25 protein-coding genes are annotated in these 22,693 nt (G+C 34.6%); 12 read left to right on the top strand and 13 right to left on the bottom strand.

Translation table 11 applies throughout. The annotated features are described in order from the left end of the window. Window positions 1–113: 113 nt before the first annotated feature. Window positions 114–872 (bottom strand): peroxide stress protein YaaA, encoded by a 759-nt coding sequence (gene yaaA / locus FLA105534_RS12015; protein WP_173966365.1) that lies wholly within the window; start codon window positions 870–872, stop codon window positions 114–116. Window positions 873–1,175: 303 nt separating this feature from the next. On the opposite strand from yaaA, the gene FLA105534_RS12010 reads away from it, so the two are divergent. After that, window positions 1,176–2,633 (top strand): CCA tRNA nucleotidyltransferase, encoded by a 1,458-nt coding sequence (locus FLA105534_RS12010; protein ID WP_173966364.1) that lies wholly within the window; start codon window positions 1,176–1,178, stop codon window positions 2,631–2,633. Window positions 2,634–2,656: 23 nt separating this feature from the next. Next, window positions 2,657–3,682, top strand: coding sequence for a COX15/CtaA family protein (locus FLA105534_RS12005; protein WP_173966363.1), 1,026 nt, complete (start codon window positions 2,657–2,659; stop codon window positions 3,680–3,682). 216 nt (window positions 3,683–3,898) lie between these two features. On the opposite strand, the gene FLA105534_RS12000 is transcribed toward FLA105534_RS12005, so the two are convergent. The 9 genes from FLA105534_RS12000 to FLA105534_RS11960 all read right to left on the bottom strand — a co-directional run bounded on the left by FLA105534_RS12000 (window position 3,899) and on the right by FLA105534_RS11960 (window position 10,972). Beyond that, window positions 3,899–4,666, bottom strand: coding sequence for a LytR/AlgR family response regulator transcription factor (locus FLA105534_RS12000; RefSeq protein WP_173966362.1), 768 nt, complete (start codon window positions 4,664–4,666; stop codon window positions 3,899–3,901). 38 nt (window positions 4,667–4,704) lie between these two features. Further along, window positions 4,705–5,073 (bottom strand): 2TM domain-containing protein, encoded by a 369-nt coding sequence (locus FLA105534_RS11995; RefSeq protein ID WP_173966361.1) that lies wholly within the window; start codon window positions 5,071–5,073, stop codon window positions 4,705–4,707. 18 nt (window positions 5,074–5,091) lie between these two features. Further along, complete coding sequence (locus FLA105534_RS11990) at window positions 5,092–5,463, bottom strand: 2TM domain-containing protein (protein WP_173966360.1); 372 nt, start codon at window positions 5,461–5,463, stop codon at window positions 5,092–5,094. A gap of 15 nt (window positions 5,464–5,478) precedes the next feature. Further along, window positions 5,479–5,784: a 2TM domain-containing protein gene (locus tag FLA105534_RS11985; RefSeq protein ID WP_246253228.1), complete on the bottom strand. Its 306-nt coding sequence runs from the start codon at window positions 5,782–5,784 to the stop codon at window positions 5,479–5,481. 2 nt (window positions 5,785–5,786) lie between these two features. Beyond that, entirely contained in the window at window positions 5,787–6,116 is a 330-nt protein-coding gene (locus FLA105534_RS11980) for a 2TM domain-containing protein (RefSeq protein WP_173966358.1), read from the bottom strand. Further along, window positions 6,106–6,420 (bottom strand): 2TM domain-containing protein, encoded by a 315-nt coding sequence (locus tag FLA105534_RS11975; protein ID WP_173966357.1) that lies wholly within the window; start codon window positions 6,418–6,420, stop codon window positions 6,106–6,108. The genes FLA105534_RS11980 and FLA105534_RS11975 overlap by 11 nt, the downstream gene beginning before the upstream one ends. A gap of 2 nt (window positions 6,421–6,422) precedes the next feature. After that, window positions 6,423–7,781 carry a 2TM domain-containing protein gene (locus tag FLA105534_RS11970; RefSeq protein WP_173966356.1) on the bottom strand — a complete coding sequence of 453 codons (1,359 nt, stop codon included), beginning with the start codon at window positions 7,779–7,781 and terminating at the stop codon, window positions 6,423–6,425. A gap of 21 nt (window positions 7,782–7,802) precedes the next feature. Continuing rightward, a complete protein-coding gene (locus FLA105534_RS11965; protein ID WP_173966355.1) occupies window positions 7,803–8,426 on the bottom strand; it encodes a hypothetical protein in 624 nt (207 codons plus the stop codon). A 386-nt stretch (window positions 8,427–8,812) separates the two neighbouring features. Continuing rightward, a complete protein-coding gene (locus tag FLA105534_RS11960; protein WP_173966354.1) occupies window positions 8,813–10,972 on the bottom strand; it encodes a TonB-dependent receptor in 2,160 nt (719 codons plus the stop codon). A gap of 141 nt (window positions 10,973–11,113) precedes the next feature. Between FLA105534_RS11960 and FLA105534_RS11955 the strand changes: the two genes are divergently transcribed. From FLA105534_RS11955 to FLA105534_RS11915, 9 genes are all read left to right on the top strand, one after another. Beyond that, the gene (locus tag FLA105534_RS11955) at window positions 11,114–11,572 is read left to right on the top strand and encodes a DinB family protein (protein ID WP_173966353.1); all 459 of its coding nucleotides are present in this window, start codon (window positions 11,114–11,116) and stop codon (window positions 11,570–11,572) included. Window positions 11,573–11,585: 13 nt separating this feature from the next. Next, window positions 11,586–12,044, top strand: coding sequence for a YciI family protein (locus FLA105534_RS11950; RefSeq protein WP_173966352.1), 459 nt, complete (start codon window positions 11,586–11,588; stop codon window positions 12,042–12,044). Window positions 12,045–12,053: 9 nt separating this feature from the next. Then, window positions 12,054–12,620 (top strand): sugar O-acetyltransferase, encoded by a 567-nt coding sequence (locus FLA105534_RS11945; protein WP_173966351.1) that lies wholly within the window; start codon window positions 12,054–12,056, stop codon window positions 12,618–12,620. A 7-nt stretch (window positions 12,621–12,627) separates the two neighbouring features. After that, window positions 12,628–13,017, top strand: coding sequence for an SMU1112c/YaeR family gloxylase I-like metalloprotein (gene gloA2 / locus FLA105534_RS11940; RefSeq protein ID WP_173966350.1), 390 nt, complete (start codon window positions 12,628–12,630; stop codon window positions 13,015–13,017). A 137-nt stretch (window positions 13,018–13,154) separates the two neighbouring features. After that, window positions 13,155–14,435, top strand: a complete 1,281-nt coding sequence (locus FLA105534_RS11935) for a chloride channel protein (protein ID WP_173966349.1) — start codon at window positions 13,155–13,157, stop codon at window positions 14,433–14,435. A gap of 80 nt (window positions 14,436–14,515) precedes the next feature. Then, on the top strand, window positions 14,516–15,115 hold the full coding sequence (locus FLA105534_RS11930; protein WP_173966348.1) for an HPP family protein: 600 nt from the start codon (window positions 14,516–14,518) through the stop codon (window positions 15,113–15,115). A 169-nt stretch (window positions 15,116–15,284) separates the two neighbouring features. Next, on the top strand, window positions 15,285–15,824 hold the full coding sequence (locus FLA105534_RS11925) for an IS1096 element passenger TnpR family protein (RefSeq protein WP_173966347.1): 540 nt from the start codon (window positions 15,285–15,287) through the stop codon (window positions 15,822–15,824). Between the two features lie 116 nt (window positions 15,825–15,940). After that, the gene (locus FLA105534_RS11920) at window positions 15,941–16,300 is read left to right on the top strand and encodes a four helix bundle protein (protein ID WP_173966346.1); all 360 of its coding nucleotides are present in this window, start codon (window positions 15,941–15,943) and stop codon (window positions 16,298–16,300) included. A gap of 44 nt (window positions 16,301–16,344) precedes the next feature. Next, entirely contained in the window at window positions 16,345–17,403 is a 1,059-nt protein-coding gene (locus FLA105534_RS11915; RefSeq protein ID WP_173966345.1) for a nucleoid-associated protein, read from the top strand. An 86-nt stretch (window positions 17,404–17,489) separates the two neighbouring features. On the opposite strand, the gene FLA105534_RS11910 is transcribed toward FLA105534_RS11915, so the two are convergent. Both FLA105534_RS11910 and FLA105534_RS11905 read right to left on the bottom strand, forming a co-directional pair. Beyond that, complete coding sequence (locus FLA105534_RS11910; RefSeq protein WP_173966344.1) at window positions 17,490–18,071, bottom strand: TetR/AcrR family transcriptional regulator; 582 nt, start codon at window positions 18,069–18,071, stop codon at window positions 17,490–17,492. A gap of 73 nt (window positions 18,072–18,144) precedes the next feature. Further along, window positions 18,145–18,897 carry an SDR family oxidoreductase gene (locus tag FLA105534_RS11905; RefSeq protein WP_173966343.1) on the bottom strand — a complete coding sequence of 251 codons (753 nt, stop codon included), beginning with the start codon at window positions 18,895–18,897 and terminating at the stop codon, window positions 18,145–18,147. A 229-nt stretch (window positions 18,898–19,126) separates the two neighbouring features. On the opposite strand from FLA105534_RS11905, the gene FLA105534_RS11900 reads away from it, so the two are divergent. Continuing rightward, window positions 19,127–21,496, top strand: coding sequence for a GAF domain-containing protein (locus FLA105534_RS11900; protein ID WP_173966342.1), 2,370 nt, complete (start codon window positions 19,127–19,129; stop codon window positions 21,494–21,496). Window positions 21,497–21,509: 13 nt separating this feature from the next. Here the strand turns inward: FLA105534_RS11900 and FLA105534_RS11895 are convergent, their stop codons facing one another. After that, the gene (locus FLA105534_RS11895) at window positions 21,510–22,688 is read right to left on the bottom strand and encodes a Pycsar system effector family protein (protein WP_173966341.1); all 1,179 of its coding nucleotides are present in this window, start codon (window positions 22,686–22,688) and stop codon (window positions 21,510–21,512) included. Window positions 22,689–22,693: the final 5 nt, after the last annotated feature.

The following is a 22,693-nucleotide window of genomic DNA, read 5'->3' as shown; positions in this document are numbered from 1 at the left end:
TTTTTTTATGGCTTGGGATTAAAATCCCTAGCTACAATACCTTCCGCTACCAGTTATTCCGCAAAAAAACTTAGCATCTCAGCATCTTAGCCCCTCAGAACCTTAAAAAAAACCTATCTCGTAAAAACCAGATGATTTCCTTTCGAAAGGTTAGAATCAAACTGATAACCTTCGTAATTAAATCCTTTTAAATCTTCAATTGTTTCGGCATTGGTATCAATAATATAGCGCACCATCATACCTCTAGCCTTCTTCGCAAAGAAACTGATTATTTTGAGTTTTCCGTCTTTATAATCTTTAAAGTCTGGCGTAATCACTGGAACTTTTAACGCTTTTACATCTACTGCCGAGAAGTACTCGTTACTGGCCAAATTCACAAACAATTCACCTTTGGTCAATTCTTTATTTAGAGCTTTTGTCACTGTTGGTTTCCAAAATTCGTGCAGGTTTTTATATTCGTCTACAGGTAATTTTGTTCCCATTTCTAAACGGTAAGCCTGCATTAAATCAAGTGGTTTCAACACTCCGTAAAGCCCCGATAAAATTCGGAGTTTACTCTGCAAAACCTCAAGTTTCTCCACTGGAATAGTATAAGCGTCAAGGCCTGTGTAAACATCTCCATCAAATGTATAAATTGCCGGACGGGCATTTTCAGGCGTGAAAGGTGTTTTCCAATCCTGATTTCTTCTCCAGTTTAAATCGGATAATTTATCTGAAATAGACATTAATTCAGATAACTCAGCAGGTTTTTTAGTCTTTAATATTTTATGAACCACACGCGCTTCTTTTAAAAAAGCGGGTTCTGTATATTGAGTAGTTGGTAATTCTCTTTCAAAATTTAATGACTTCGCAGGCGATATAACAATTTTCATGTGTGCATTTTTATATACTTCAAAAATACAAATTGAATTTTTAAAAATAAGAGATCTGAATTGATTTGTTCGATCGCATTATAAATGTTTCTTTTTGCCACGAATTACACGAATTTTCGCTAATTTCTTTTTTCTATACCCAATCTAATTCGCGGAAATTCGTGTAATTCGTGGCAATCTTTCTTCTTTTAATAAAATTCAAGCACTCAAACTGTGAATTTATTCAAAAAAGTGAGCCTTAGATTATAATAGGCATTTTCTATGTTGTAAATTTGCCTGCATTTCATTTCTTAGAAATTGAAAATGTTTTTTTATTCAAAAATAAGTGAATTCGTGGCTATACAAACAAATTATAAAACTGCTTTACAACATAAAATCTTCGATATCATTTCGAAAGCATCTCAGGAACTCAACGTTGACAGTTATGTTATCGGGGGTTTTGTTCGGGATTTACTTTTAAACAGAGGTTCAAAAAAAGATATTGATATTGTTGCTGTCGGTAGCGGTATTGAATTGGCATTAAAAGTTTCTGAATTACTTCCTAAAAATCCAAAGGTACAGGTTTTTAAAACCTACGGAACGGCGATGCTTCGTTTTGAAGATACCGATATTGAATTTGTTGGAGCAAGAAAAGAATCTTATAGTTCTGACAGCCGAAATCCGATAGTTGAAAACGGAACATTGGAAGACGATCAAAACCGTCGGGATTTCACCATTAATGCTTTGGCTTTATCCCTGAACGAAAAAAACTTTGGAGATCTTTCCGATCCTTTTAATGGCTTGACCGATTTAGAAAATAAAATCATCAAAACGCCTTTGGATCCGGACATTACTTATTCTGATGATCCTTTGCGAATGCTGCGTGCTATTCGTTTTGCAACGCAGTTGAGTTTCGAAATCGAAGAAAATTCATTAAATGCCATCACAAAAAATGCCGATCGCATTAAAATTATTTCAGGCGAAAGAATCGTTGACGAATTAAACAAAATTCTGTCAACTCCTAAACCTTCAACAGGATTTTTACTTTTGTACAAAACGGGACTTTTAGATCTAATCTTACCCGAATTAACCGCATTGAATCAGGTTGAAGAAATCGAAGGTCATACCCATAAAAACAACTTTTACCACACACTCGAAGTGGTTGATAATATTTGTCCAAATACAGACGATGTCTGGTTACGTTGGGCAGCATTACTGCACGATATTGGAAAAGCGCCAACAAAACGTTTCAACAAAAAACAAGGATGGACTTTTCACGGACATGAGTTTTTAGGTGGGAAAATGACCAAGAAGATTTTCGAACGTTTGCACATGCCTTTGAATCACAAAATGAAATTTGTGCAAAAGATGGTTGTAATGAGTTCACGCCCAATTGTTTTGGCTGATGATGTAGTAACTGACAGCGCTGTACGTCGTTTGGTCTTTGATGCCGGTGAAGATGTCGAAAATTTGATGACTTTGTGTGAAGCAGATATCACGACCAAAAACCCGTCAAAGTTTAAAAAATACCATAAAAACTTCGAGATCGTTCGCAAGAAAATTGTTGAAGTCGAGGAACGCGATCATGTTCGTAATTTTCAACCGCCAATTTCCGGTGAAGAAATTATGGAGATCTTCGATTTGAAACCTTCACGAGAAATCGGAGTTTTAAAAGAAGCTGTTAAAGAGGCTATTTTAGAAGGTGATATTCCGAATGAATATCAGGCTGCTTATGATTTTGTTATTAAAAGAGCTGAAAAATTAGGCTTAAAAAAAATATAAGGAATTAAGTATTATTTTATAAAATGAAAAAAGGAAATAAATCAGTAATCATTTGGTTGCTATCAGGTTGTGTTTTATTGTTTTTAATGGTTGTTGTAGGCGGAATTACGCGTTTGACAAATTCTGGCTTGTCTATGACCGACTGGCATTTGGTAACGGATACTTTTCCACCACTGACAGAAGCAAAATGGAATGAAGCTTTTGAACAGTACAAGAAGTTCCCCGAATATCAAAAAATCAACATACACAATGATTTTCAGCTTTCAGATTATAAATTTATCTATTTCTGGGAGTGGTTTCACCGTTTCATCGGTCGTATTATTGGTCTGGTTTTCTTTGTTCCTTTTGTTTATTTTTTGATTCGAAAAAAACTGGATCGCCCAACTATAAACAAATGTATTGTACTTCTGGCAATGGGAGGTTTCCAGGGTTTTCTGGGATGGTTTATGGTGCGCAGCGGATTAATAGACAATCCGGATGTTAGCCATTTCAGACTTTCATTACACCTTACTTTTGCCTTTATCACTTTTGCATACACTTTGTGGGTGGCTTTAGATTTAATTTATCCGGAACGCAATATTTACAAAGTAATTCCACTTCGTAATATCGCAAGATTCTCTTTAGTAGCTTTACTCATTCAAATTATTTATGGTGGTTTCGTAGCGGGACTTAATGCCGGCTTGATACACAATCACTGGCCTTTAATGAGTGACGGGCAATTTATACACGACTCTGTATTTATTGAACAATCAACTTTGGTCAAAAATTTAATTGAAGGAAAAAGTGGTGTTCAGTTTGTACACCGAACTTTTGCTTATGTAGTAGTGGCTCTCATTCTTTTCCTATATTACAAAGGCACGAAATTTTCGCTTACAAGAAATCAATCCACCGGAATCAAAGTTCTCGTTGTTTTCGTTTTCATTCAATTTTTGTTGGGGGTATTTACGCTTTTATACAGTGTTCCTTTAGCTTTAGGATTAATTCATCAAATTATGGCTTTCTTTTTACTAAGCGCCATGACTTTTACATTACACCGATTGAGTAAATAATAACTTAAATTATATAGAAAGAGCTGGAAAATTCCAGCTCTTTTTTATTTAGGATATCGCCCGAGCCTACAGCTCTCCACATTTGATAACCTATTTTTTAAAGCGGATTAAATTCCGAAGGAATGACAAATATTGTAGCAATGGATTTTAATCCATTGAAAAATAAATTCAACCCACAAAAAAGTTCCGTAGGAACGACACATTTAGTAAATAAGTTTACCCTAGCCAGTTTTTAAAGTCCTGTACTTTCTCGCGGCTTACAATTACCTCATCTTCCTTATAAGAAGGTAAAATTACCTTTAACCGTGAATTGGTATACACCTGAATTTCTTTTATGGCGGAAAGCGGAACGATAAATTTTCTGCTAACGCGAAAGAAATCTTTTTTATCAATTTCCTGTTCCAGAATTTCTAGAGTCGAATCGATTAAATAGTTTCTATTGTCAAAAGTGTGAATATAGGTTCCTTTGTTTTCACTAAAAAAACATTCGATTTCGTCTGTTGTAATGACTTTTAAATGTTGCCCAATTTTAACTGTAAATCGTTTTTTATAATTCTTTTCAAAGGGATTTGACAACATTTGACGAATTTGTTCAAAATCAAGTTGCAAATTTGAATTTTCTGAACTTGTTTTTGGCAATCTTGTTTTGAATTTTGCAACGGCAACTTCGAGATCATCTTCGTCAATTGGTTTTAAAAGATAATCAATACTATTTAATTTGAATGCTTTTAAAGCATATTCATCGTAGGCTGTTGTAAAAATAATAGCACTTTGAATATTTATTTTTTCGAAAATTTCAAACGACAAACCATCGGATAATTGAATATCAAGAAATATTAGATCCGGATGTTCATTATTCGTAAACCAATAAATCGATTCTTCGACAGAGTGTAACATGGTTTCTACAGCAATATCCAGCTTTTCGAGTTTTCGTTGTAACAATCTTGCTGCCGGTTTTTCGTCTTCTATAATTAATGTGGTCATTTAGTTAAAATGCAAAAAATTAAAAATTGAGTTTAAAATTACTTCCATTTATTTTTATTCTGAGCCTCTCTCTCCATATATTTTTGAATTTTCTTTTGCTCCCAATCTTTATTGAAAAAGATATCACGTCCAAAAACCGAAAATGCATGAATCGCTAAAGCAATGCCCCAGAAAAATGCCGTTGAGTAGATCTCCCAATCTCTAAATCCTCTTACGACAAAGTGATCACCTATATAAGTTTTATTCAGACTCGAAATAATGATGATAATATTCACCATTATATAAACTCTTAAATGCGAATAAAATCCTTTAATTCTTTTTACTTTTTTGTATGCCAAATTGAAACTTTCGTCTGTACTAAATTCGTGTGCATAATCTTCGTACATCTGTCTTCTAAACTGCCCCATAATATTATAAATTAAAAATTATTGCCATTTTGTATTGTTGTTCTGAGCATCTCTTTCCATATATTTCTGGATCTTTCTTTGCTCCCACTTGCTACTAAAAAAAAGGTCAGGCCCAAACACTGTCAATGCGTGAATCACTAAAGCTATTCCCCAAAATATTGCGGTCGAATAGGTACGCCAATCCAATAACCCATTTTCATAAGCACTATGACCAAAATAGTCTCTGTTTAAATTGGAAACCACAATGATTACATTAACAATTAAATAAACTTTTAAATGTGAGTAAAAGCCTTTAATTCTTTTCACTTTTCTGTATGCCAAATTATAGCTTTCGTCTGTACTAAATTCATCACTGTAATCATCGTACCTCCCTTTTCTATATCGTCTCATTTTACTTTGATTGCGTTATTTCCATTTACTTTTACTCTCCTTCTCTTTCTCCATCAATTCTTTGATTTTTCTTTCTTCCCAGTCTTTTCCAAGAACCGGAAATACTTTAAAAACTTTCAATCCATGAAAAACGACTCCAACTCCCCACCACATTAGCGGCCAATAAAACCATAAAAAACCAGGTGATGTATATAAATTGATAAAAACCAGAAGAAGATTTACAATGACAAACGCTGTTAGGTTACCGTAAAAACCTTTGATTTCCTCTACCCTCTTTTTTGCGAGATAATATTTATCCTCTTCATTCAAATTTACTTCCATGATTACTCCCATTTTTGTTTTTTTTCTTTTTTCTCTAAAATACTTTTCACCTTTCGCTCTTCCCATTCTTCTCCAAAAATTTTAAAAGAAGCGAATATATCTATTGCCGATACCAGAAAAGCAGTAGTCCAAATACACATCACCAGACCGTTCAGATATTTTACAGGAAAGATGTTAAGCGGAAGTCCAACATAATCCTTTAAAATGTAAAGTATGACACCAATGATGTAGAGAAACATATGAGTATAAAAAGCTTTTAGCTTCACAACCTTTTTACCGGCCATCTTTTGAAATTCAAAATCTTCCTGCTCTTTATCAAAATTAGTTTCCATACTTATTTTCAGATTTACTTATTTTTTCTTTTTCTAAAATTTCCTTAATTTTTTTTGCTTCCCAGTCTTTTCCGAAGAAAGGCGGAATATTAAACACCGACAATCCGTGCAGTACTACTCCTATTCCCCAACCCAGTACGCACCAAACAAACCATAAATAACCAGGCGAAGTCAAGAGATTTATCATTATTAAAATGATGGTTACAAGTATGAAAACGGTCAAATGTTCGTAAAACTCTCTAATTTCTTTTACTTTTTTTCGGGCTCGATAAAGACGTTCTGCCTCTGTATAATCCGGTTCCATAACTATTTCCAGTTTTTTTGTTTGTTTTCGCGCTCCAAAATCTCTCTGATTTTTCGTTCTTCCCAATCTGAGCTGTAACCAAAAACTTTAAAGGCATGCATCACTACTCCAAATCCCCAGCCTAAAGCCGAGAACCAAAACCACTGGAATCCAGGAGAATACCTCAAATTTATAAAAATTAAAAATGGTACCACACAACAATATGAAATTACGTTACCGTAAAACCCTTTTAGTTCCTCTACTCTCTTTTTAGCCCTGAAATAAGCTTTATTTTCGTCACTATATTCTGCACTTGTTTCCATAACTGTAATTTGTTTGGTTAAAATTGGAATTTTAACGGTGAAATTTTCTTCGTTTTGTTCAATCAGAACCTTTCTGTTGGTTACAATTGAATATCGGTTAACAATGTTTTGCAATCCTACTCCCTGTCGGTCCTGCAAAACTTCTTTTTTCTGAAAGTCGTTTTGAATCGCCAGATAATCTCCTTCTATAAAAATTCTAATATGCAATGGTTTTTGCTCACTGACTATGTTGTGTTTTACAGTGTTCTCTAATAAAAGCTGCAGTGATAGCGGAACTACTTTTGCCTCTGGATTTATGTTTGCAGTTGGTAATTCGTAAAACAAACTATTCTCGAATCGCATTTTGAGCAAATTCATATAGGTTTTGGCAAACGACAATTCATCTTCAACAGAAACTAATTCCTTATCTTTTTGCTCTAAGACGTAGCGGTAAATTTTAGATAATGAAGTCGTAAATCGTTGTGCATTATCAGGATTCTCTTCAATTAAAGAACTAAGAACATTTAAACTATTAAAAAGAAAATGCGGATCTATCTGATTTTTTAAACTTTCGAATTTAGCATTTGCCGTTCCTGCAATAATCTTCTGTTGTGTTATCTCGAATTTGGATGCCTGTTTCCATTTTACCATAAAGCTTCTTGCTTGCAGGAAAGTAGAAACTCCCAAAGACAAAATGATATAAAAAAGATGCACCCAAAGCATCCTTGCTCCAAAAAACACCTCTAAAGTCACATTTTGCAGAACCACGAAAATGAAATAATTTATTCCTAAAACTACCGGAATCGTATATAAAATAGTGCACAAAATTCCATAATAAACTCTCAGATTGGTTTGCTCCAGCCAATCCCATTTTCGATCCAGAAAAACACTGATATATCCGTTACCAAAACCCAGTCCGAAAGAATAAAGGCAGCTCACAAAAAAAGTAATAAGAACATTTTTAACAGTTAAGTCATCGCCTAAAAAAGCACAGAACAAAATTGTAAAGACCATAGAAATCTTGAAACATATAATGGTTCCACTTTTTAAATCAGCAAATGAGTTTCTATGATCTTTCATTCTATTCTGTTGGTATTAAATTTATTTTTTACAATTTTTCTGAGTCTCCAAAGCTCTTTCTAATCCCCATTTTGGAGAAAAAGGTGTCGCTGGTTTAAAAGTAGCAAAAAGTTCGACAGCTTTATCAACTTGCGCACATAACGGTTTTGTATCAACACCTGACCATTTTGCTCCTCCTATTTGATAATCGGCTTCACCAAAAACAATTCTCGGATTATTCGGGTCTATCGCTTTTCCTTTTGCATAAGCTTCCATCACTTTAGCAGAATATTTCATTCCGTTTGTCATTGGATCAGCTACTACCCAGGCTGTATAAATCAAAGCCTGCATTGCATACAATTCGGCATTGTTCTGATCTTTTATTAATTCCGTATCCAGCGCATCTTGTGCTTTGGTCAATAACAAATCAATTTTGGTTTTGTCTTTTTCAGAGAACGCTGCTGTAGTGTTGATTAAGGCTACATAATAATTTGGTAAATAACTTGTTTTTTCTGCTGCAGCAATTCTTTCAAACATTGCCGAAGCCTCTGTATTTTTTCCTTCTTTCCAAAGCCCAAAAGCTTTTCCCATTCCTTGTTCAAACTGTGTTTGTGCAGATATTAAACTACAAATAAATAAAGTAATAATTGTAATAATCTTGGTCATGATTTCTTGTTTTTAAAGTTGTTACTATTTTAAGATTCTGGAATTCTAAGTTTTTATTGATGATTAAAACTCTTTTTTTAGATTCAAAGGTTAAGAGTGGCAAAGGCTCAAAGGTTTTGATTTTCTTATTCTTAACCTTTATCTCTCTGCTCCTTTTAATTTATACTTCAAAAGTATATCGGATTTTATTCTTTTAAAATTAAATGATACTGAGTTGTTGATTTTGGTGACTGAATTGTTTTTTTTTGAGGTACAAAGGTGCAAAGCGACAAAGGTGCAAAGATTCCAAACCTGACTAAAGCATTTCTTGCACTAGCTTAATTATGTCCTTCAATTTTCAAAATCTTTGCACCTCTGCACCTTTGAACCTTTGTAACTATGCCGCTCTAAAGATTCTTCAACTGATTCTCGTTTTTATTCTGACTAATGGTCCAGAAGAAACCAACGAAGAAAAAACGGTCAGCAGTTGGTATCACGGCTTGTCTGTTGTAAACTCCGTTGGTATCGGGATTTCTGGCGTAATCATATCCAAAAACATTTTGAGTTCCCAATACATTTGAAACAGAGAAATACAGGATTTTTTGAGTGGTTAATAAATAGGCCCAGTTGAAGCTCAAACTATTATAAGCTTTTGTTCTTCCATTCATGAACTGCGTCTGATTTGGATCGTTGTACGGACGTCCTGAGCTGAAACTGTTAGTGAAACCAATCTGAGATTTCCAATCGGTAATAAAATATTTTGTTACGACAGACAAACTATGATTAGCAATAAAGCTTGGAGTTGTCATAGTTGGAAAGTTCTTGTATTGTCTCTCGGAATCGATATACGAATAGGAAATCCAGTACTCCAGATTTTTATGCAAATTGCTGTCTCTCCAAAACAAATCTAGCCCTTTGGCATATCCTGAACCGTTATTATTGAAGACTGAATTGTACTGGACATCTCTTGTATCGTACTGTACCAAATTACTGTAATCTTTATAATAGGCTTCGGCTCTAAATGTTTGTCCTGGTCTGGTAAACTGATAATTTAAAATATAATGTCTTGCTTTTTCGCTTTCAAACTGGTGGTATTTTGAGTATTTAATATAATCAACTACTGGCGTTTGTGTAAAATCTCCATAAGCAAATGAAAACTGACTGTTTTTTGAAACTTTATAAGCAATAGAAGCCCTTGGAGCAATATTTGTTTCGTCTAACAAACTGTTATTCGAAAGTCTGAAACCCACTTTTGCAGCCAGTTTTTTCGAGAATAAAATATCTCCTTCTGTGTAAAAAGCCGTAATGTTTGAATTGTAACCGTTTGCTGTTTTTAGAGCAATGTTATCCGTATAATTTTCATTAAACTTTGTGATGAAATAATCTGCTCCAAAAGACAATTTAAAATAATTTGAAATATTCTTTCTTAATTTCAATTTTAGCTGCGCTGCATTTTCATTATTGTCTACATCATTAATGTCAAATTTGATTTTGTTTTTGCTGTAGCCGTAACTAACTCCCGATGTCAATTGCCAGCCTGTTCCAAAATCTCCTTTATAAGAAGCGTTCAGATAAAAGTTATTATTGTCTAAATCTGTTCTGATTGGATTAACAAAATTGACATTTTTCTGATTCAGATCGAATTTTTCAGCATCAAAAGCGGCATATAATTTAAAAATACCTCGCTCAAAATGATAGCGATACACTGCTTCTCCTCCCAACGACTGGTATGGATTATTCCAATCTACATTTTGTGGAATCACAGCCTGATAAGGTGCCAGATTAATATAATTGGTATTGATACTAAACGAGCTTTTTTTCCATTTTTGCGTATTTCCCACACCTAAACCTACAGTCATTAAAGCAATATCGGTTTTATTCTGATCCGGTTCATCCTGAGTGTTTAGCAACAAAACGCTTGATAAAGCTTCACCATATTCTGCAGAATATCCTCCGGTTGAAAATGCAATTCCGCTAAACAAAAACGGAGAAAATCTGCTTCGGGTTGGTAAATTGTTTGTTGTTGCACCATAAGGTTGTGCCACACGAAGCCCGTCTACAAAAGTTTGTGTTTCGCTCGCTTCACCTCCGCGAACAAACAAACGTCCGTCTTCGCCAACAGTCTGCGTTCCCGGTAAAGTTTGCAACGCAGCTATAATATTTCCGGCTGATCCGGCGGTGGTTACAATATCCAATGGTTTTAAAACCGAAACCCTAGCTTTATCACCTGATTCTAATGTTCCCGCGGTAATAACAACCGCATCAAGAGCATTTACATTCTCTCTCAGTTTTACTGTCTGATCTTTATAATTGGCAACATCTATTTCCTGTTTGAAAGTTTCGAAAAGCAAAAAACTCACTACCAAAAATTTATTTCCTTTTTCACTGGTTTCAAACGAAAAGTTACCCGTCTCAGAACTTGTAGCGCCATCATAAGTTCCGTCTATATAAATATTAGCGCCCTGAACTGGCTTTCCCTTTTGATCAACAACTTTTCCTGAAATCGTATTCTGGGCAAAAGTAAAAATGGTAAAGAATAATAAAATAAAAGTAATTTTGGTTTTCATGATTTTGGTTTTTGATAGAGCAAATGTATTTTAACATTTCCTGTTAAAAAATATTAAATAACCCAATTGTAGAATTTTAAGGATGAGTTGTAAATTACTTATTTGTATCTTAGCTTGTGTGTTTTAAAACTGAAATCAATTATGTCAGAAAGCAAAAGAATTTCGAATCTGTACCAGTCTATTTATAATGGAAATCCCTGGTTAGAAGTTAACATGATAAATACACTACATAACGTTAGTGCAGCTCAGGCCTACAAAAAAGTCAACCCGAATTTAAACACGATTTGGGAAATTATCAATCATCTGATACAATGGCGAAGAAATATTTTAAAGCGTGTTCAGGGGGAAACCATTATAACGCCCGACCATAATTATTTTGTGCCTGTTTTAGATTCATCCGAAGCAGCTTGGGAACAGTCACTTCAAAATCTGGAGAAATCGCAGGAATTATGGAATGCATTTTTTGAAGATTTTGATGATAACGATCTGTCCAAAATATATACAAACAATGGCCATACCTACTACGAGCATATACACGGAATTATCCAGCATGACGTATATCATCTGGGACAGATTGTTATTTTGAAGAAACTGCTTTAAAACAAATCATGATATGAAAAAAATATTCTCATTTTTAGCTTTAGTATTATTCAGCACAATTGGGTTCGCTCAGGAAACAGAAGTTAAATTCGATGAAAATCTTGCGAAATCATTGCATGCAGACGAATACGGAATGAAAAAATATGTATTTTGCCTTTTAAAATCCGGAAGCAACACCTCTGCATCCAAAGAAGAAAGCAAAAAACTGTTTGAAGGTCATATGGAGAATATCGGAAAATTAGCCAAAGAAGGAAAACTGGTTGTTGCCGGTCCTTTTATGAAAAACGACCGAAATTATCGCGGCATCTATATTTTTAATGTTGAAACCATAGAGGAAGCAAAAGCATTGGTAGCAACAGATCCTGCCATAAAAGCCAATTTGCTTGAAGCCGAATTAACCCCTTGGTACGCCACGGCAGCTTTGCAGGAAACTTTGAAAATTCACGAAAAAATTGCCAAAACAAAAATATAAGTACATTTTATGAAAACAGAAAAAGAGAAAATGATCTCGGGAGAATATTATGTTGCGGGAGATCCTCTCTTAGTAAAAGAACGTCGAAAAGCCAAGAATTTACTGCATCGATTAAACGTAACGGAATATCGCCTAACGAAAAAAGCCAAAGAAATTTTAGCTGAACTGATTCCGAACACCGGCAAAAGTTTTTATATCGAACCTCCTTTTCACTGTGATTACGGTTACAATATTTCATGTGGCGATAACGTTTATTTTAATGTAAACTGTGTTGTTCTGGACTGTGCGCCAGTAAACATAGGATCAAATGTGTTTTTTGCTCCAAACGTTCAAATTTACACTGCGACGCATCCGCTTGATGCCGAACTTAGAAAAACGCTCGAAAATGCACTACCCATTACTATTGGTGACGATTGCTGGATAGGTGGAAATTCTGTAATCTGTCCAGGCGTAACCATCGGAAAAGGTTGTGTCGTTGGCGCAGGTTCGGTAGTCACCAAAGATATCCCGGACAACTCTCTGGCTGTTGGAAATCCGGCAAAAGTTATTCGAAAATTAAATCAGGAACCCCAATAAAAAAACAATGCTTACCTTAAATAAAGTTCATCATATTGCCATTTTATGTTCGGATTATCAAAAATCTAAAACATTCTATACTGAAGTCTTAGGTTTAACCATTATTCGGGAAATCTATCGCGAAGAACGCCAGTCCTACAAACTCGATTTGGCTTTGAATGGCACCTATGTAGTCGAACTATTTTCATTCCCTAATCCGCCAAAACGTCCTTCAAGACCCGAAGCTGTGGGCTTGCGCCATTTGGCTTTTGAAGTAATCAACTTAGAAGAAACCATCGCTTTTTTAGACACCAAAAATATCGAATCGGAGCCGATCCGAATCGACGAAATCACCGATAAACGATTCACTTTTATTGCCGATCCGGATGAACTGCCCATTGAGTTTTACGAACGATAATTCAAAAAACGCTAAGAGAATTCCTCTAAACCAGTAACTTTAACACAATATAGGGAGTGATTTATATGAAAAAACGAATTTGATTGGCTAATTTTGTAATCCGCGTGAAAAAATGCGATTTCAAAAATCAACGTCTGATGAACAAAACGGCTAGAATCAAAAAAAATCATCAATTTATTGTCCTTCAAAAATTAGTTATTGTTTCGGTATTAATTGGCTTTCTTTCGGCCTTTTTAGGAATCTCACTCAAAAAAATTACCGAATATTACGAAGAAATTTTCTTTCATGAAGTCTCCGTAAATCCTGTTTTTTATATCATTTTCCCAGTCTTCGGATTGTCTGTCATCTACTTTTTAAGACATTATCTATTCAAGAAAAAAGAAAACAAGGGCATTAAAGAAGTTTTTGAAAGCACAAAATCAGACTCAAAAAACTTGCCTTCGTATAAAATTCCGTCACACTTTATCAACGGTTTACTGACTGTTGCTTTTGGAGGCTCAACCGGAATCGAAGTCTCCACCGTAGTGGCCACTGCTACCATCGGATCTGTTGCACAACAAAAAGAAAATGTATTTCGTAAATACAAAACCGAACTTATCTGCGCAGGAGTTGCTGCAGGAGTTACCGCTTTATTTAGCAGTCCAATTGCGGGAATTTTATTTGCTTTAGAAGTAATCTCCAGAAAAGTAACCCGCGCTTTTGTTATTTCCAATATCATTGCCGTTTCAATTGCTTTTGGTTTACTTACCATTTTAAAAGAAGAACCTTTATTCGCGGTCTCCATTACGACCTGGCATTTAAAAGCGATTCCGTATTTTATTCTTTTAGGAATATTAGCTGGGCTAAATTCGGTTTACCTAACTCGTTGTGTGCTATTTTTTAAATCTCAATTCGGAAAAATTGATACACATTATTATAAAATCTTAATTGGTTCTGTCGTTCTAAGTGTTTCTTTGTTTATTTTCCCTCAACTATATGGCGAAGGTTATCATGCCATAAAAGGAATTTTTAGCAATTCGGCTGAAATTCCGTTGACACTGACTCTGGCTATCACTTTTATTGGAATTTTAGTCCTGAAACCAATTGTAACCTCTGTAACATTAGCTTCTGGAGGCGATGGAGGCGTTTTTGCTCCAAGTCTTTTTATTGGTGCTTTCTTAGGATTGCTACTGGCATCCATTTTAAACACCTTTTTTCATGTACATGTAATTCCTGTAAATTTTATGATTATCGGAATGGCGGCTGTTTTAAGCGCAAGCATTCATGCTCCTTTTACAGCCATATTCTTAGTTTGCGGATTAACGAACGATTACACTTTGTTTATTCCTATTTTGGTTGTTTGTCTGATATCAAAATATACCGCAAAAATGATCTATCCTTACACCGTTTATACTTATTCGACAGATTTAGTAAAATAAATTTTCAAACACTGATATAACACATCAGTTCAGGTTTTAGTCCTGAATTTAAAAAATACCACATCAAATATTTAGCAAATATGCCAACTCCAAAAATAAAAAGAGGCTATCGTAAAACCCGTTATATACTTTACAAAGAGACTTTAATCGATTATAAAGAACATTTCTGGTCTTTTATAGGATCTTTTGTTGGTATTGGAATCCTTTCTTATCTGGAATCTATTCGTTTTTCCGGCACTGATATAGTTTTCTTAATTGGTTCTTTTGGAGCGTCGAGTGTACTGATTTACGGAATCATTCAAAGTCCGTTCTCGCAACCCCGAAATTTAATTGGAGGTCACGTAATATCAGCAATTATTGGAGTAACCATAAACAAATTAATTCCGGACATTGTTTGGCTTTCTGCACCTTTGGCAGTTTCCTTTTCGATCATATTTATGCAAATTACTAAAACGCTCCATCCTCCCGGAGGAGCTACTGCACTTATTGCGGTTACAGGTTCTGCCCAGATAAAAGAACTGGGTTATATGTATGTACTTTCTCCTGTTTTAGACGGTGTCCTTATTTTATTCATAACGGCATTAATTTTCAATAATATGACTTCAAGCAGAAGTTATCCGAGCCATAGTACCTATCACAAACATTATCACAAGATCAGGAAAAGATTAATCGGAAAGTAATTACTTTTTTCACGATAATCATTATGAGTCAGTTCAGAGCCTGTTTATTACAAAAGACTCATACACTGCTACCTCCGACGAATAAAAAATATTTTCAACAAATCGTACTTCACAATTCATAAATCATTATTTATATTTTACCTTTGACCTCTCAATAAAAACAAAGATTATGGTTTATAAATTTAGAGTAATTCTAGACGCCGAAGAAGATATTTTTAGAGACATTGCAATTCTTGAAGACGACACTCTTGAGGATTTACACAATGCAATCTTCAACGCTTTTGGTTTTGACGGAATGGAAGTAGCTTCGTTTTATACCTGCGATGAAACCTGGAATCAAGAGGATGAAATTCCACTTTTTGATACGGGTGACGTTCCTGGTGAACAAAGAACTATGGGCGATTATCCGTTATCTTCTATTTTAGACAAAGAAAACACCAAAATCATCTATGTGTATGATTTTATCAATATGTGGACATTCCTGGTTGAATTAGCTGCTATTGAAGATCAAATCGCAGGAGCTCCATACCCAGAAACGCTATTCTCACACGGAGAAATGCCGGACGAAGCCATCGAAAAAAACTTTGAAGCCGACATGCACGACGACATCTACGGAGAATTTGAAGACGATCTTGATGAAGACGATCTTGACATGTTTGAAGGCGACGATAGCTTTGAGGATTACGGATTTGAGGAGAATTGGAATTAGTTTTTAAGGTACATAGGTTCAGAGTGACAAAGGTTCAAAGATATTTTCTATAAAACCTTTTTAAAAAAGAAAGAATATTCTTATTTTTATATTTAATTTTTTAAATATAATAGATTATGAATACTTTCCGGGATCTTTTAATCTGGCAGAAATCAATGAACTTGGTTACTGAGATTTACCAAATAACAAATTCATTTCCAAAAGAAGAGATTTATGGACTATCTTCACAAATCAGAAGAAGTTCAGTATCAATACCCAGTAATATTGCAGAAGGTTATGGCAGGGACGGAAATAATGATTACCTGAAATTTTTAAATATTTCAATGTCTTCGTTATTCGAAATGCAAACCCAACTTGAAATCTCATTCAATTTAAAATACTTAAGCGAAAATCGTTTTAACAAAATAAATGGAGAAAGCAGGGAAATAGAACGAATGTTAAGTGCTTTTATCAGAAAAATAAAAGCCCGAAAATAAACTTTGTTCCTTTGGACCTTTGCCTCTCTGAACCTAAATAAAATATGATAAACTTATTCAACACCCACATCGAGACGCTTGCGATACACCGCGTAGGAAACAAAAGCAGAAACGAAGCAATTTTTTTATCGGAACAGCCATTTAATTTAAATGACGAGATCGTTCCTTTGATAAAAGAGTACTTTTTTAAGCCTTTCAGAGAGAAGGAAGAAAACTATTATCAGTTTGCGCACGAAGTCGATTTGGATTATAACGATATGTTTAAATATGCTACAGAGATTTTTGACAATCCTGGAAATTTACAGGAGATTTCAAAAAGAATCACAACACATTTATTCGAACAGTCCAATCACCCGCATATTAAAAACGGAGAGGTTTATATCACCTATCTAACGAATCTAAGTATTGACAATAATGTTGTTGATGCCATCGGAATTTTCAAAAGCGAATTACAAGCCGACTTTTTACAATTTGAAGAAAAAGACAGCAATCTTGAAATGATCCTGCAACAAGGTATCAACCTAAGTAAATTAGACAAAGGTTGTTTGATTTTTAACTACAAAAAAGAAGAAGGATACAAAATACTGACCGTTGACAGCAACCGTTATGATGCACGTTACTGGTTAGAACACTTTTTATCTGTTGATGCTTTTGAGGATGAAAACTTCATCACTAAAAAATACTTAAAATTCTGTCAGAACTTCGCTAAAGATGTAGTTTTACCGGCAGAAGACAAAAAAGAAGAAGTAATGTTCATGAACAGATCTGTGAATTATTTTGCAAAAAATGATCAGTTTGAAGAACAAAATTTCTTAAACGAAGTATTAGACAATCCAGACTTAATTCCTGAATTCAAAAACTATAAAGTAGATAAAGGAGAAAAATACAGCATCGAAGATGTAACCTCATTCCCTATTGCCAATGCTGCAGTTTCTGACGCACGAAAATCGATTAAAAACGTAATCAATCTGGACACTCACATTCAGATTAAAATGGATTTTATTAATCCGGAAAGTGCTGAGAAATTTGTTGAAAAAGGCTGGGATGAAGAAAAACAAATGTATTACTACTTAGTGTATTTCAATAAAGAAGAAAAAAGCTAAGAGTTATTCATTTTCTATTACTTACTTAAAGCAAAAAACGGCAACTACACCAGTAATTGCCGTTTTTTTTATGCTTCATTCCAAAGTCACAATACCGAAAATATCACTTTTAGAATATCGTCGTAAACCTTCTTATCGTTCTCTCCGGAGCGAGCCAACACCCTGATTCCGGTATAATTATTAAAGATAAAACGAGCCAGCATTCTTGCTTCTAATTGCGTTGAAATTTGTCCCGCCTTCTGTCCTTTTTTTACTGCTGCCAAAAAAATCTCCTCCACTGTTTGCCGATTATCACTCACAATTTTAGCAATTTCTGCGTCATGCATAGCGAGTTCAACAGCAGCATTTACAACAAAGCACCCCTTTGTCATTCGGTCATCCAGACTTTCAATAACCGCCTGTTTAAAAATCTCGGTTAATGTTTCTTTTATATCTTCTGATTGGTTCAAAAGATTCCTTGTGGCTTCCTGCCCATGCTCCAGATACCTTCTTAAAGCTTTTGAAAAAAGTTTCTGTTTGTCTCCAAAAGTATCATACAAACTCGAACGGCTTAACCCCAAATGCGTTACCAGATCCTGTGCCGAAGTACCATTATATCCTTTACACCAAAAAATTTCTATCGCTTTATCCAGAGCCTTATCCTCATCAAATTCTTTTGTTCTGGCCATAACTTCATAATTAAATTCTCTTACAAAGATACGAAAAATTACGGAACGATTGTTCCGTAATTAGAGCAAAAAATTAAACCACTGTGTTTACAGTAAGCCCACCGTCTACCACAATTTCGGTTCCTGTAATAAACGAAGCATCGTCTGAGGCAAGAAAAGTTACTGTCTTAGCAATCTCTGAAGCTTTACCAAAACGTTTCAATAAAATTTTATCGCTTAACGCTGCACCAAATCCTTCGATTTCTGCTTTTTCTAATCCTAATTTTCCAAAAATAGGCGTTTCAATAGGCCCCGGTGAAATCGCATTAATTCTGATATTTCTGGGTGCCAGTTCTGTTGCAAAAACACGGTTTAAAGATAACAAAGCCGCTTTACTTGCCGCATAAACTCCTGAATTTTCCATACCAACATTGGCATTTATAGAGGTATTAAAAATAACAGAACCTCCGTCATTTAAAATAGGCAACAGTTTTTGAAGTGTAAAATAAACTCCCTTAACGTTCACATCCATAATCGAATCATAATGACCTTCTGAAGCAGATTCCAAAGGAGCAAAAGAAGCGATTCCGGCATTTAAAAACAGAATATCAATTTTACCAAATTTGTCCTTCACTTCGGCAACTAAACCGTCAATTGATTTTAAATCGGATTGGTCCGATGCAATTCCGGTTACTTTCAATTCAGCTTCTGCTTTTGCTAAAGCTTCTTTGTTTCTTCCTGTCACAATTACTTTTGCCCCATTTGCCACCAAATCTGCTGCAGCGGCGTACCCTATTCCACTATTTCCACCTGTTACAATGGCTACTTTATTCTCTAATTTTTTCATTTTAATTGTTATTAAATTACTGATTATTTGATTATTCTCACACAAAGATATAATAACGGAACGATCGTTCCGTTATTAATTACGTTAATATTTTGTTAAACAAAAAAAATACTTTTTAACCCTAGTCTTTACAAGCTTTTTTTCGCTCTATGCTGTTATAAAGGAAAGAAATAATGAAATGCTAAAAATTCTTAATTTATGCTTAAATTTACAGTCTAAACCACTTCAGATGGATATTCATTTACACAACGAAAGTCCTTTCGAAACGATCATATCCTTTCATAAGCTTATCGAATCTTTTGAGGAAATTGCTTTGTCGGATGTTGATTACAGGGCTAACTATGCAAAAGCTGTTTTAAAACAGATCGAATCCATTCCGGAACTTAGAACCGGAATTAAGGAATACTCGATCATTAAAGACAATGAAGCTTTAATCAAAAACCTTTTGGCCGACATCTTTCCGACTGCCTTGACGCATAACGAAATAAAAGCGGTTACGATACCTTTTCAAAATGTATCTTTTAATTATACCGAACGTTTTAAACAAATTCTAAACAACGCAGGTTCTGAGTTTGATATGGAAATTCGTGATTTCGACGATCATCAGTTCTATGTCAACAACTGTTGTCTAATTTTAGGCGTTTACTACAAACAACCTATTGATTTTAATAAGCCTTTTTTCTATGATATTCCGGACGAAAATGGAGTAGAAAAACACTATCGCATTTTGTACAATGCCGATTTTATGGAAATTATTCCAACAGAAAAATCAGTCCCCTTAACCCAAGAAGATATTGATTTGCTGCTTGACAACTACAATGATCTTGAACTTTGGAAATCAAAATTCCCTAAGGGAAGCTGGATTTTAAAGGGCTTTGGAATTGTTTCTTTATTTGATGCTACGACAGAAAGTGCCATTTCGAATCTAAAAAGTAACTTATTGAAACCTGATTCAAAAAACGTTGCGACAGATGAAATCGTATCCAACATTTTTAAATCTATCTTTAAAATTCCAGATTTAAAGGTTGGATTTATTGTTTACAATCCTGAGGAGGAAAAATTCATAAGACCTGTTAAATTCGACACTCAGTTACAAAGTTTCCTGCTTTCTAAAGATCAGGAAATCGATTGTAAAAATGCTTTCTTTGGATGTACTTTCGAAAAATTATTGGGCAATAAAGAACCATTGGTGATTTCTAATGTCGAAAAATTCATTGAAGAATCACCAAATATAAAATTAGGAGAACATTTATTAAAACAAGGAATCCAAAGTTGCGTTTTTGCTCCTGTTATAAAAGATGGGCATTTATTGGGTGTTGTAGAATTGGTTTCGTCAAAGATAAAAGCACTCAATACTATTAATGCGACAAAACTGGAACTGGTTCTCCCGTATCTGACGGATACTATTGATCGTTACAATACGGATATGCAACACCAGATTGAAGCCATTATTCAACGGGAATACACTACAATTCACCCTAGTGTCTACTGGAAATTCAAAAGGGAATCACAGAACTACTTCCAAAATATAAATCATACCAAGGATTATATTTTTAAAGAAATTGTATTTAAAAATGTGTATCCGCTTTACGGACAAATCGACATTAAAGGTTCTTCTGAACATCGAAATGAAACGGTTAAGATTGATCTTAAAAATCAATTGAACGCTTTGTTAAAAATTTTCGAATCCCAGGATCCTAACACCAATCTGGTACTTTTGGAACAGCGAAAATTTGAGTTGGAATCCTTCTGTGATGAACTGGATGCACCTTTAAAAGCAGATACGGAGCAATATATACAACGTTATATCGAAGAAGAAATTCATCCTCTTTTAAAGAATACAAAAGAAACCGAAAAAAGCGAAGAACTCGAACGTCAGTACTTTGAAAGTCTGGACGCTAAGAGCGGATTGTTTTATCAGGAAAGAAAGAAATTTGATAATGCAATGTCTATTATCAATAAAAAACTGGCATCGGTTCTGGATAAAAAACAACTTGAAGCTCAGCAGATTTATCCACACTATTACGAACGATTTAAAACCGATGGTGTAGAACATAATCTTTACATAGGCGCTTCTATTGCGCCAACCCAGCCATTTGATATTATGTATTTGCACAACTTACGTTTGTGGCAATTACAAACCTTGTGTGAAATGGAGCTTGAACACCATCAGCTTAAAGAATCACTCCCATATGAACTGGATGTGACTTCTTTAATTTTAGTGTTTACTTCTCCGCTTTCGATCCGTTTCAGAATGGATGAAAAACGCTTTGATGTTGACGGAACCTACAATGCCAGATATGAAGTGGTGAAAAAACGCATCGACAAATCGAATATCAAAGGCACAAAAGAACGTATTACGGAGAAAGAGAAAATTACAATTGTCTATTCTCAAAACAGTGAGGAAGCTGAATATTTGAAGTACATCAAATACTTGCAGCACAAAAAAATTCTCGAGCCTTCTATTGAGCAATTTGAAGTTGAAGATCTTCAAGGAGTTTCAGGTTTAAGAGCAATCAGGGTAAAAGTAATTAACAACAACACAAATCCAGTGGCAAAAAAAATTACCTATCAGGACTTATTAGATGAGCTCAACTAAAAATTAGTTGAGCTTATATTGATTTGAAAGCAATTATAAAAGCGATCACTGTAACAATTATCCCAACCATAAAAAGATTGTAAGCAATACGCAGTAAATTGTACTTGCGTTGCAAAACCAGCCCCAGGTAATACAAATCTTTAATCATCGTGGAATACAAGTAATCGCGATCTTTCATCATTTCGTTCATCGCCCAATCATATTCTTCCAATGGCATTTTGTAGAAGTTTCCAAAGAATAATAAGTTAATTTTCTTGGCTTCGATATCTTCACGTGTAAAAACTCCCGTAGTTACTTTGGGTCTCGTCGAAAGAATGGCAAAAATAATGGTCACCACACTAGAAATCAACATCACAAAAGTAGGAATAACAAGATGTGCATTTTTCGGACTGTCCAATTTCGGGATAATCGTAGACAGTGCAATCGAAATAATAATGGCATTAACAGACAATAGAATATTGGCTTTACTGTCGGCAATCCCACTCAAACGAGTATGATTTCCTAAAGTAACACGAAACAGGGTATCGACGCCACGATCTGGCTTTTCAACTTTCTCTTTCTTTCTGTTTTCTTCTTCGATTCGATCCGCTTCTTTCTTTTCCTGTTTTTCAATTTTCTTTTGAACCAAAAGCAGGTTTTTCTCTTTTAAAGGCTGCCATTTTCTAAGCGCATAATCCGTATAAAATCGATGCTTGTTCATTAAAAAATTCAGGTTCTCTTTTGCCCATTCAGCATTAGAAAAATTTAAATTCCAGGTATTTTTTAATTCAATACGCAGTAATTCACAGGTAGTTGCGTATTCGGTTCCCATGAGATGAGCAAAATCTGCATCTTTAATTATTTTCTCCAAATGTGTTTTAGGAATATACTCTTTCACTGTTGCCAGGATCAAACCGGAAACCTGTGCTATAAATTCATCCGACTGTTCTTTTTCTTTCAAAAAAACTGTAGCAATTCCCACGCTCTCCTGCTCGTGATTCTCATAACCTTTTACATATCCGGTGTCATGAAACCAAGCCGCTACCAAAAGTATTTCTTTCTCCTCTGCCTTAACATCTTCCTTTTTACAAAGCTCTTTCACAGCATTTACTACCGTTAAAGTATGGTTAAAATTATGATAAGAATATAAATTAGAAAGTTTATCTTTGAGTAAATTACTAACAAAATCTTCGGATTGTTCTATTAAATTCATAGAGA

Source organism: Flavobacterium collinsii, assembly GCF_902804485.1.
GTDB classification, from domain to species: Bacteria; Bacteroidota; Bacteroidia; order Flavobacteriales; family Flavobacteriaceae; genus Flavobacterium; species Flavobacterium collinsii.
The sequence above is the reverse complement of the archived record's forward strand: the minus strand, read 5'-3'. Positions and strand labels throughout refer to the sequence as shown.

What these genes read in the sequence shown, in the direction of transcription:
- FLA105534_RS11985 (WP_246253228.1), bottom strand. Translation starts at nt 5,784, where the DNA reads ATGGAAGTAAATTTGAATGAAGAGGATAAATATTATCTCGCAAAAAAG.
- FLA105534_RS11950 (WP_173966352.1), top strand. Translation starts at nt 11,586, where the DNA reads ATGAAAAAAATATTCTCATTTTTAGCTTTAGTATTATTCAGCACAATT.
- FLA105534_RS11910 (WP_173966344.1), bottom strand. Translation starts at nt 18,071, where the DNA reads ATGGCCAGAACAAAAGAATTTGATGAGGATAAGGCTCTGGATAAAGCG.
- FLA105534_RS11915 (WP_173966345.1), top strand. Translation starts at nt 16,345, where the DNA reads ATGATAAACTTATTCAACACCCACATCGAGACGCTTGCGATACACCGC.
- FLA105534_RS12010 (WP_173966364.1), top strand. Translation starts at nt 1,176, where the DNA reads ATGTTTTTTTATTCAAAAATAAGTGAATTCGTGGCTATACAAACAAAT.
- FLA105534_RS11900 (WP_173966342.1), top strand. Translation starts at nt 19,127, where the DNA reads ATGGATATTCATTTACACAACGAAAGTCCTTTCGAAACGATCATATCC.
- FLA105534_RS11945 (WP_173966351.1), top strand. Translation starts at nt 12,054, where the DNA reads ATGAAAACAGAAAAAGAGAAAATGATCTCGGGAGAATATTATGTTGCG.
- FLA105534_RS11965 (WP_173966355.1), bottom strand. Translation starts at nt 8,426, where the DNA reads ATGACCAAGATTATTACAATTATTACTTTATTTATTTGTAGTTTAATA.
- FLA105534_RS12000 (WP_173966362.1), bottom strand. Translation starts at nt 4,666, where the DNA reads ATGACCACATTAATTATAGAAGACGAAAAACCGGCAGCAAGATTGTTA.
- FLA105534_RS11980 (WP_173966358.1), bottom strand. Translation starts at nt 6,116, where the DNA reads ATGGAAACTAATTTTGATAAAGAGCAGGAAGATTTTGAATTTCAAAAG.
- FLA105534_RS11935 (WP_173966349.1), top strand. Translation starts at nt 13,155, where the DNA reads ATGAACAAAACGGCTAGAATCAAAAAAAATCATCAATTTATTGTCCTT.
- FLA105534_RS11975 (WP_173966357.1), bottom strand. Translation starts at nt 6,420, where the DNA reads ATGGAACCGGATTATACAGAGGCAGAACGTCTTTATCGAGCCCGAAAA.
- FLA105534_RS11995 (WP_173966361.1), bottom strand. Translation starts at nt 5,073, where the DNA reads ATGGGGCAGTTTAGAAGACAGATGTACGAAGATTATGCACACGAATTT.
- FLA105534_RS11990 (WP_173966360.1), bottom strand. Translation starts at nt 5,463, where the DNA reads ATGAGACGATATAGAAAAGGGAGGTACGATGATTACAGTGATGAATTT.
- FLA105534_RS11925 (WP_173966347.1), top strand. Translation starts at nt 15,285, where the DNA reads ATGGTTTATAAATTTAGAGTAATTCTAGACGCCGAAGAAGATATTTTT.
- FLA105534_RS11895 (WP_173966341.1), bottom strand. Translation starts at nt 22,688, where the DNA reads ATGAATTTAATAGAACAATCCGAAGATTTTGTTAGTAATTTACTCAAA.
- yaaA (WP_173966365.1), bottom strand. Translation starts at nt 872, where the DNA reads ATGAAAATTGTTATATCGCCTGCGAAGTCATTAAATTTTGAAAGAGAA.
- FLA105534_RS11960 (WP_173966354.1), bottom strand. Translation starts at nt 10,972, where the DNA reads ATGAAAACCAAAATTACTTTTATTTTATTATTCTTTACCATTTTTACT.
- FLA105534_RS11930 (WP_173966348.1), top strand. Translation starts at nt 14,516, where the DNA reads ATGCCAACTCCAAAAATAAAAAGAGGCTATCGTAAAACCCGTTATATA.
- FLA105534_RS11955 (WP_173966353.1), top strand. Translation starts at nt 11,114, where the DNA reads ATGTCAGAAAGCAAAAGAATTTCGAATCTGTACCAGTCTATTTATAAT.
- gloA2 (WP_173966350.1), top strand. Translation starts at nt 12,628, where the DNA reads ATGCTTACCTTAAATAAAGTTCATCATATTGCCATTTTATGTTCGGAT.
- FLA105534_RS11920 (WP_173966346.1), top strand. Translation starts at nt 15,941, where the DNA reads ATGAATACTTTCCGGGATCTTTTAATCTGGCAGAAATCAATGAACTTG.
- FLA105534_RS12005 (WP_173966363.1), top strand. Translation starts at nt 2,657, where the DNA reads ATGAAAAAAGGAAATAAATCAGTAATCATTTGGTTGCTATCAGGTTGT.
- FLA105534_RS11970 (WP_173966356.1), bottom strand. Translation starts at nt 7,781, where the DNA reads ATGAAAGATCATAGAAACTCATTTGCTGATTTAAAAAGTGGAACCATT.
- FLA105534_RS11905 (WP_173966343.1), bottom strand. Translation starts at nt 18,897, where the DNA reads ATGAAAAAATTAGAGAATAAAGTAGCCATTGTAACAGGTGGAAATAGT.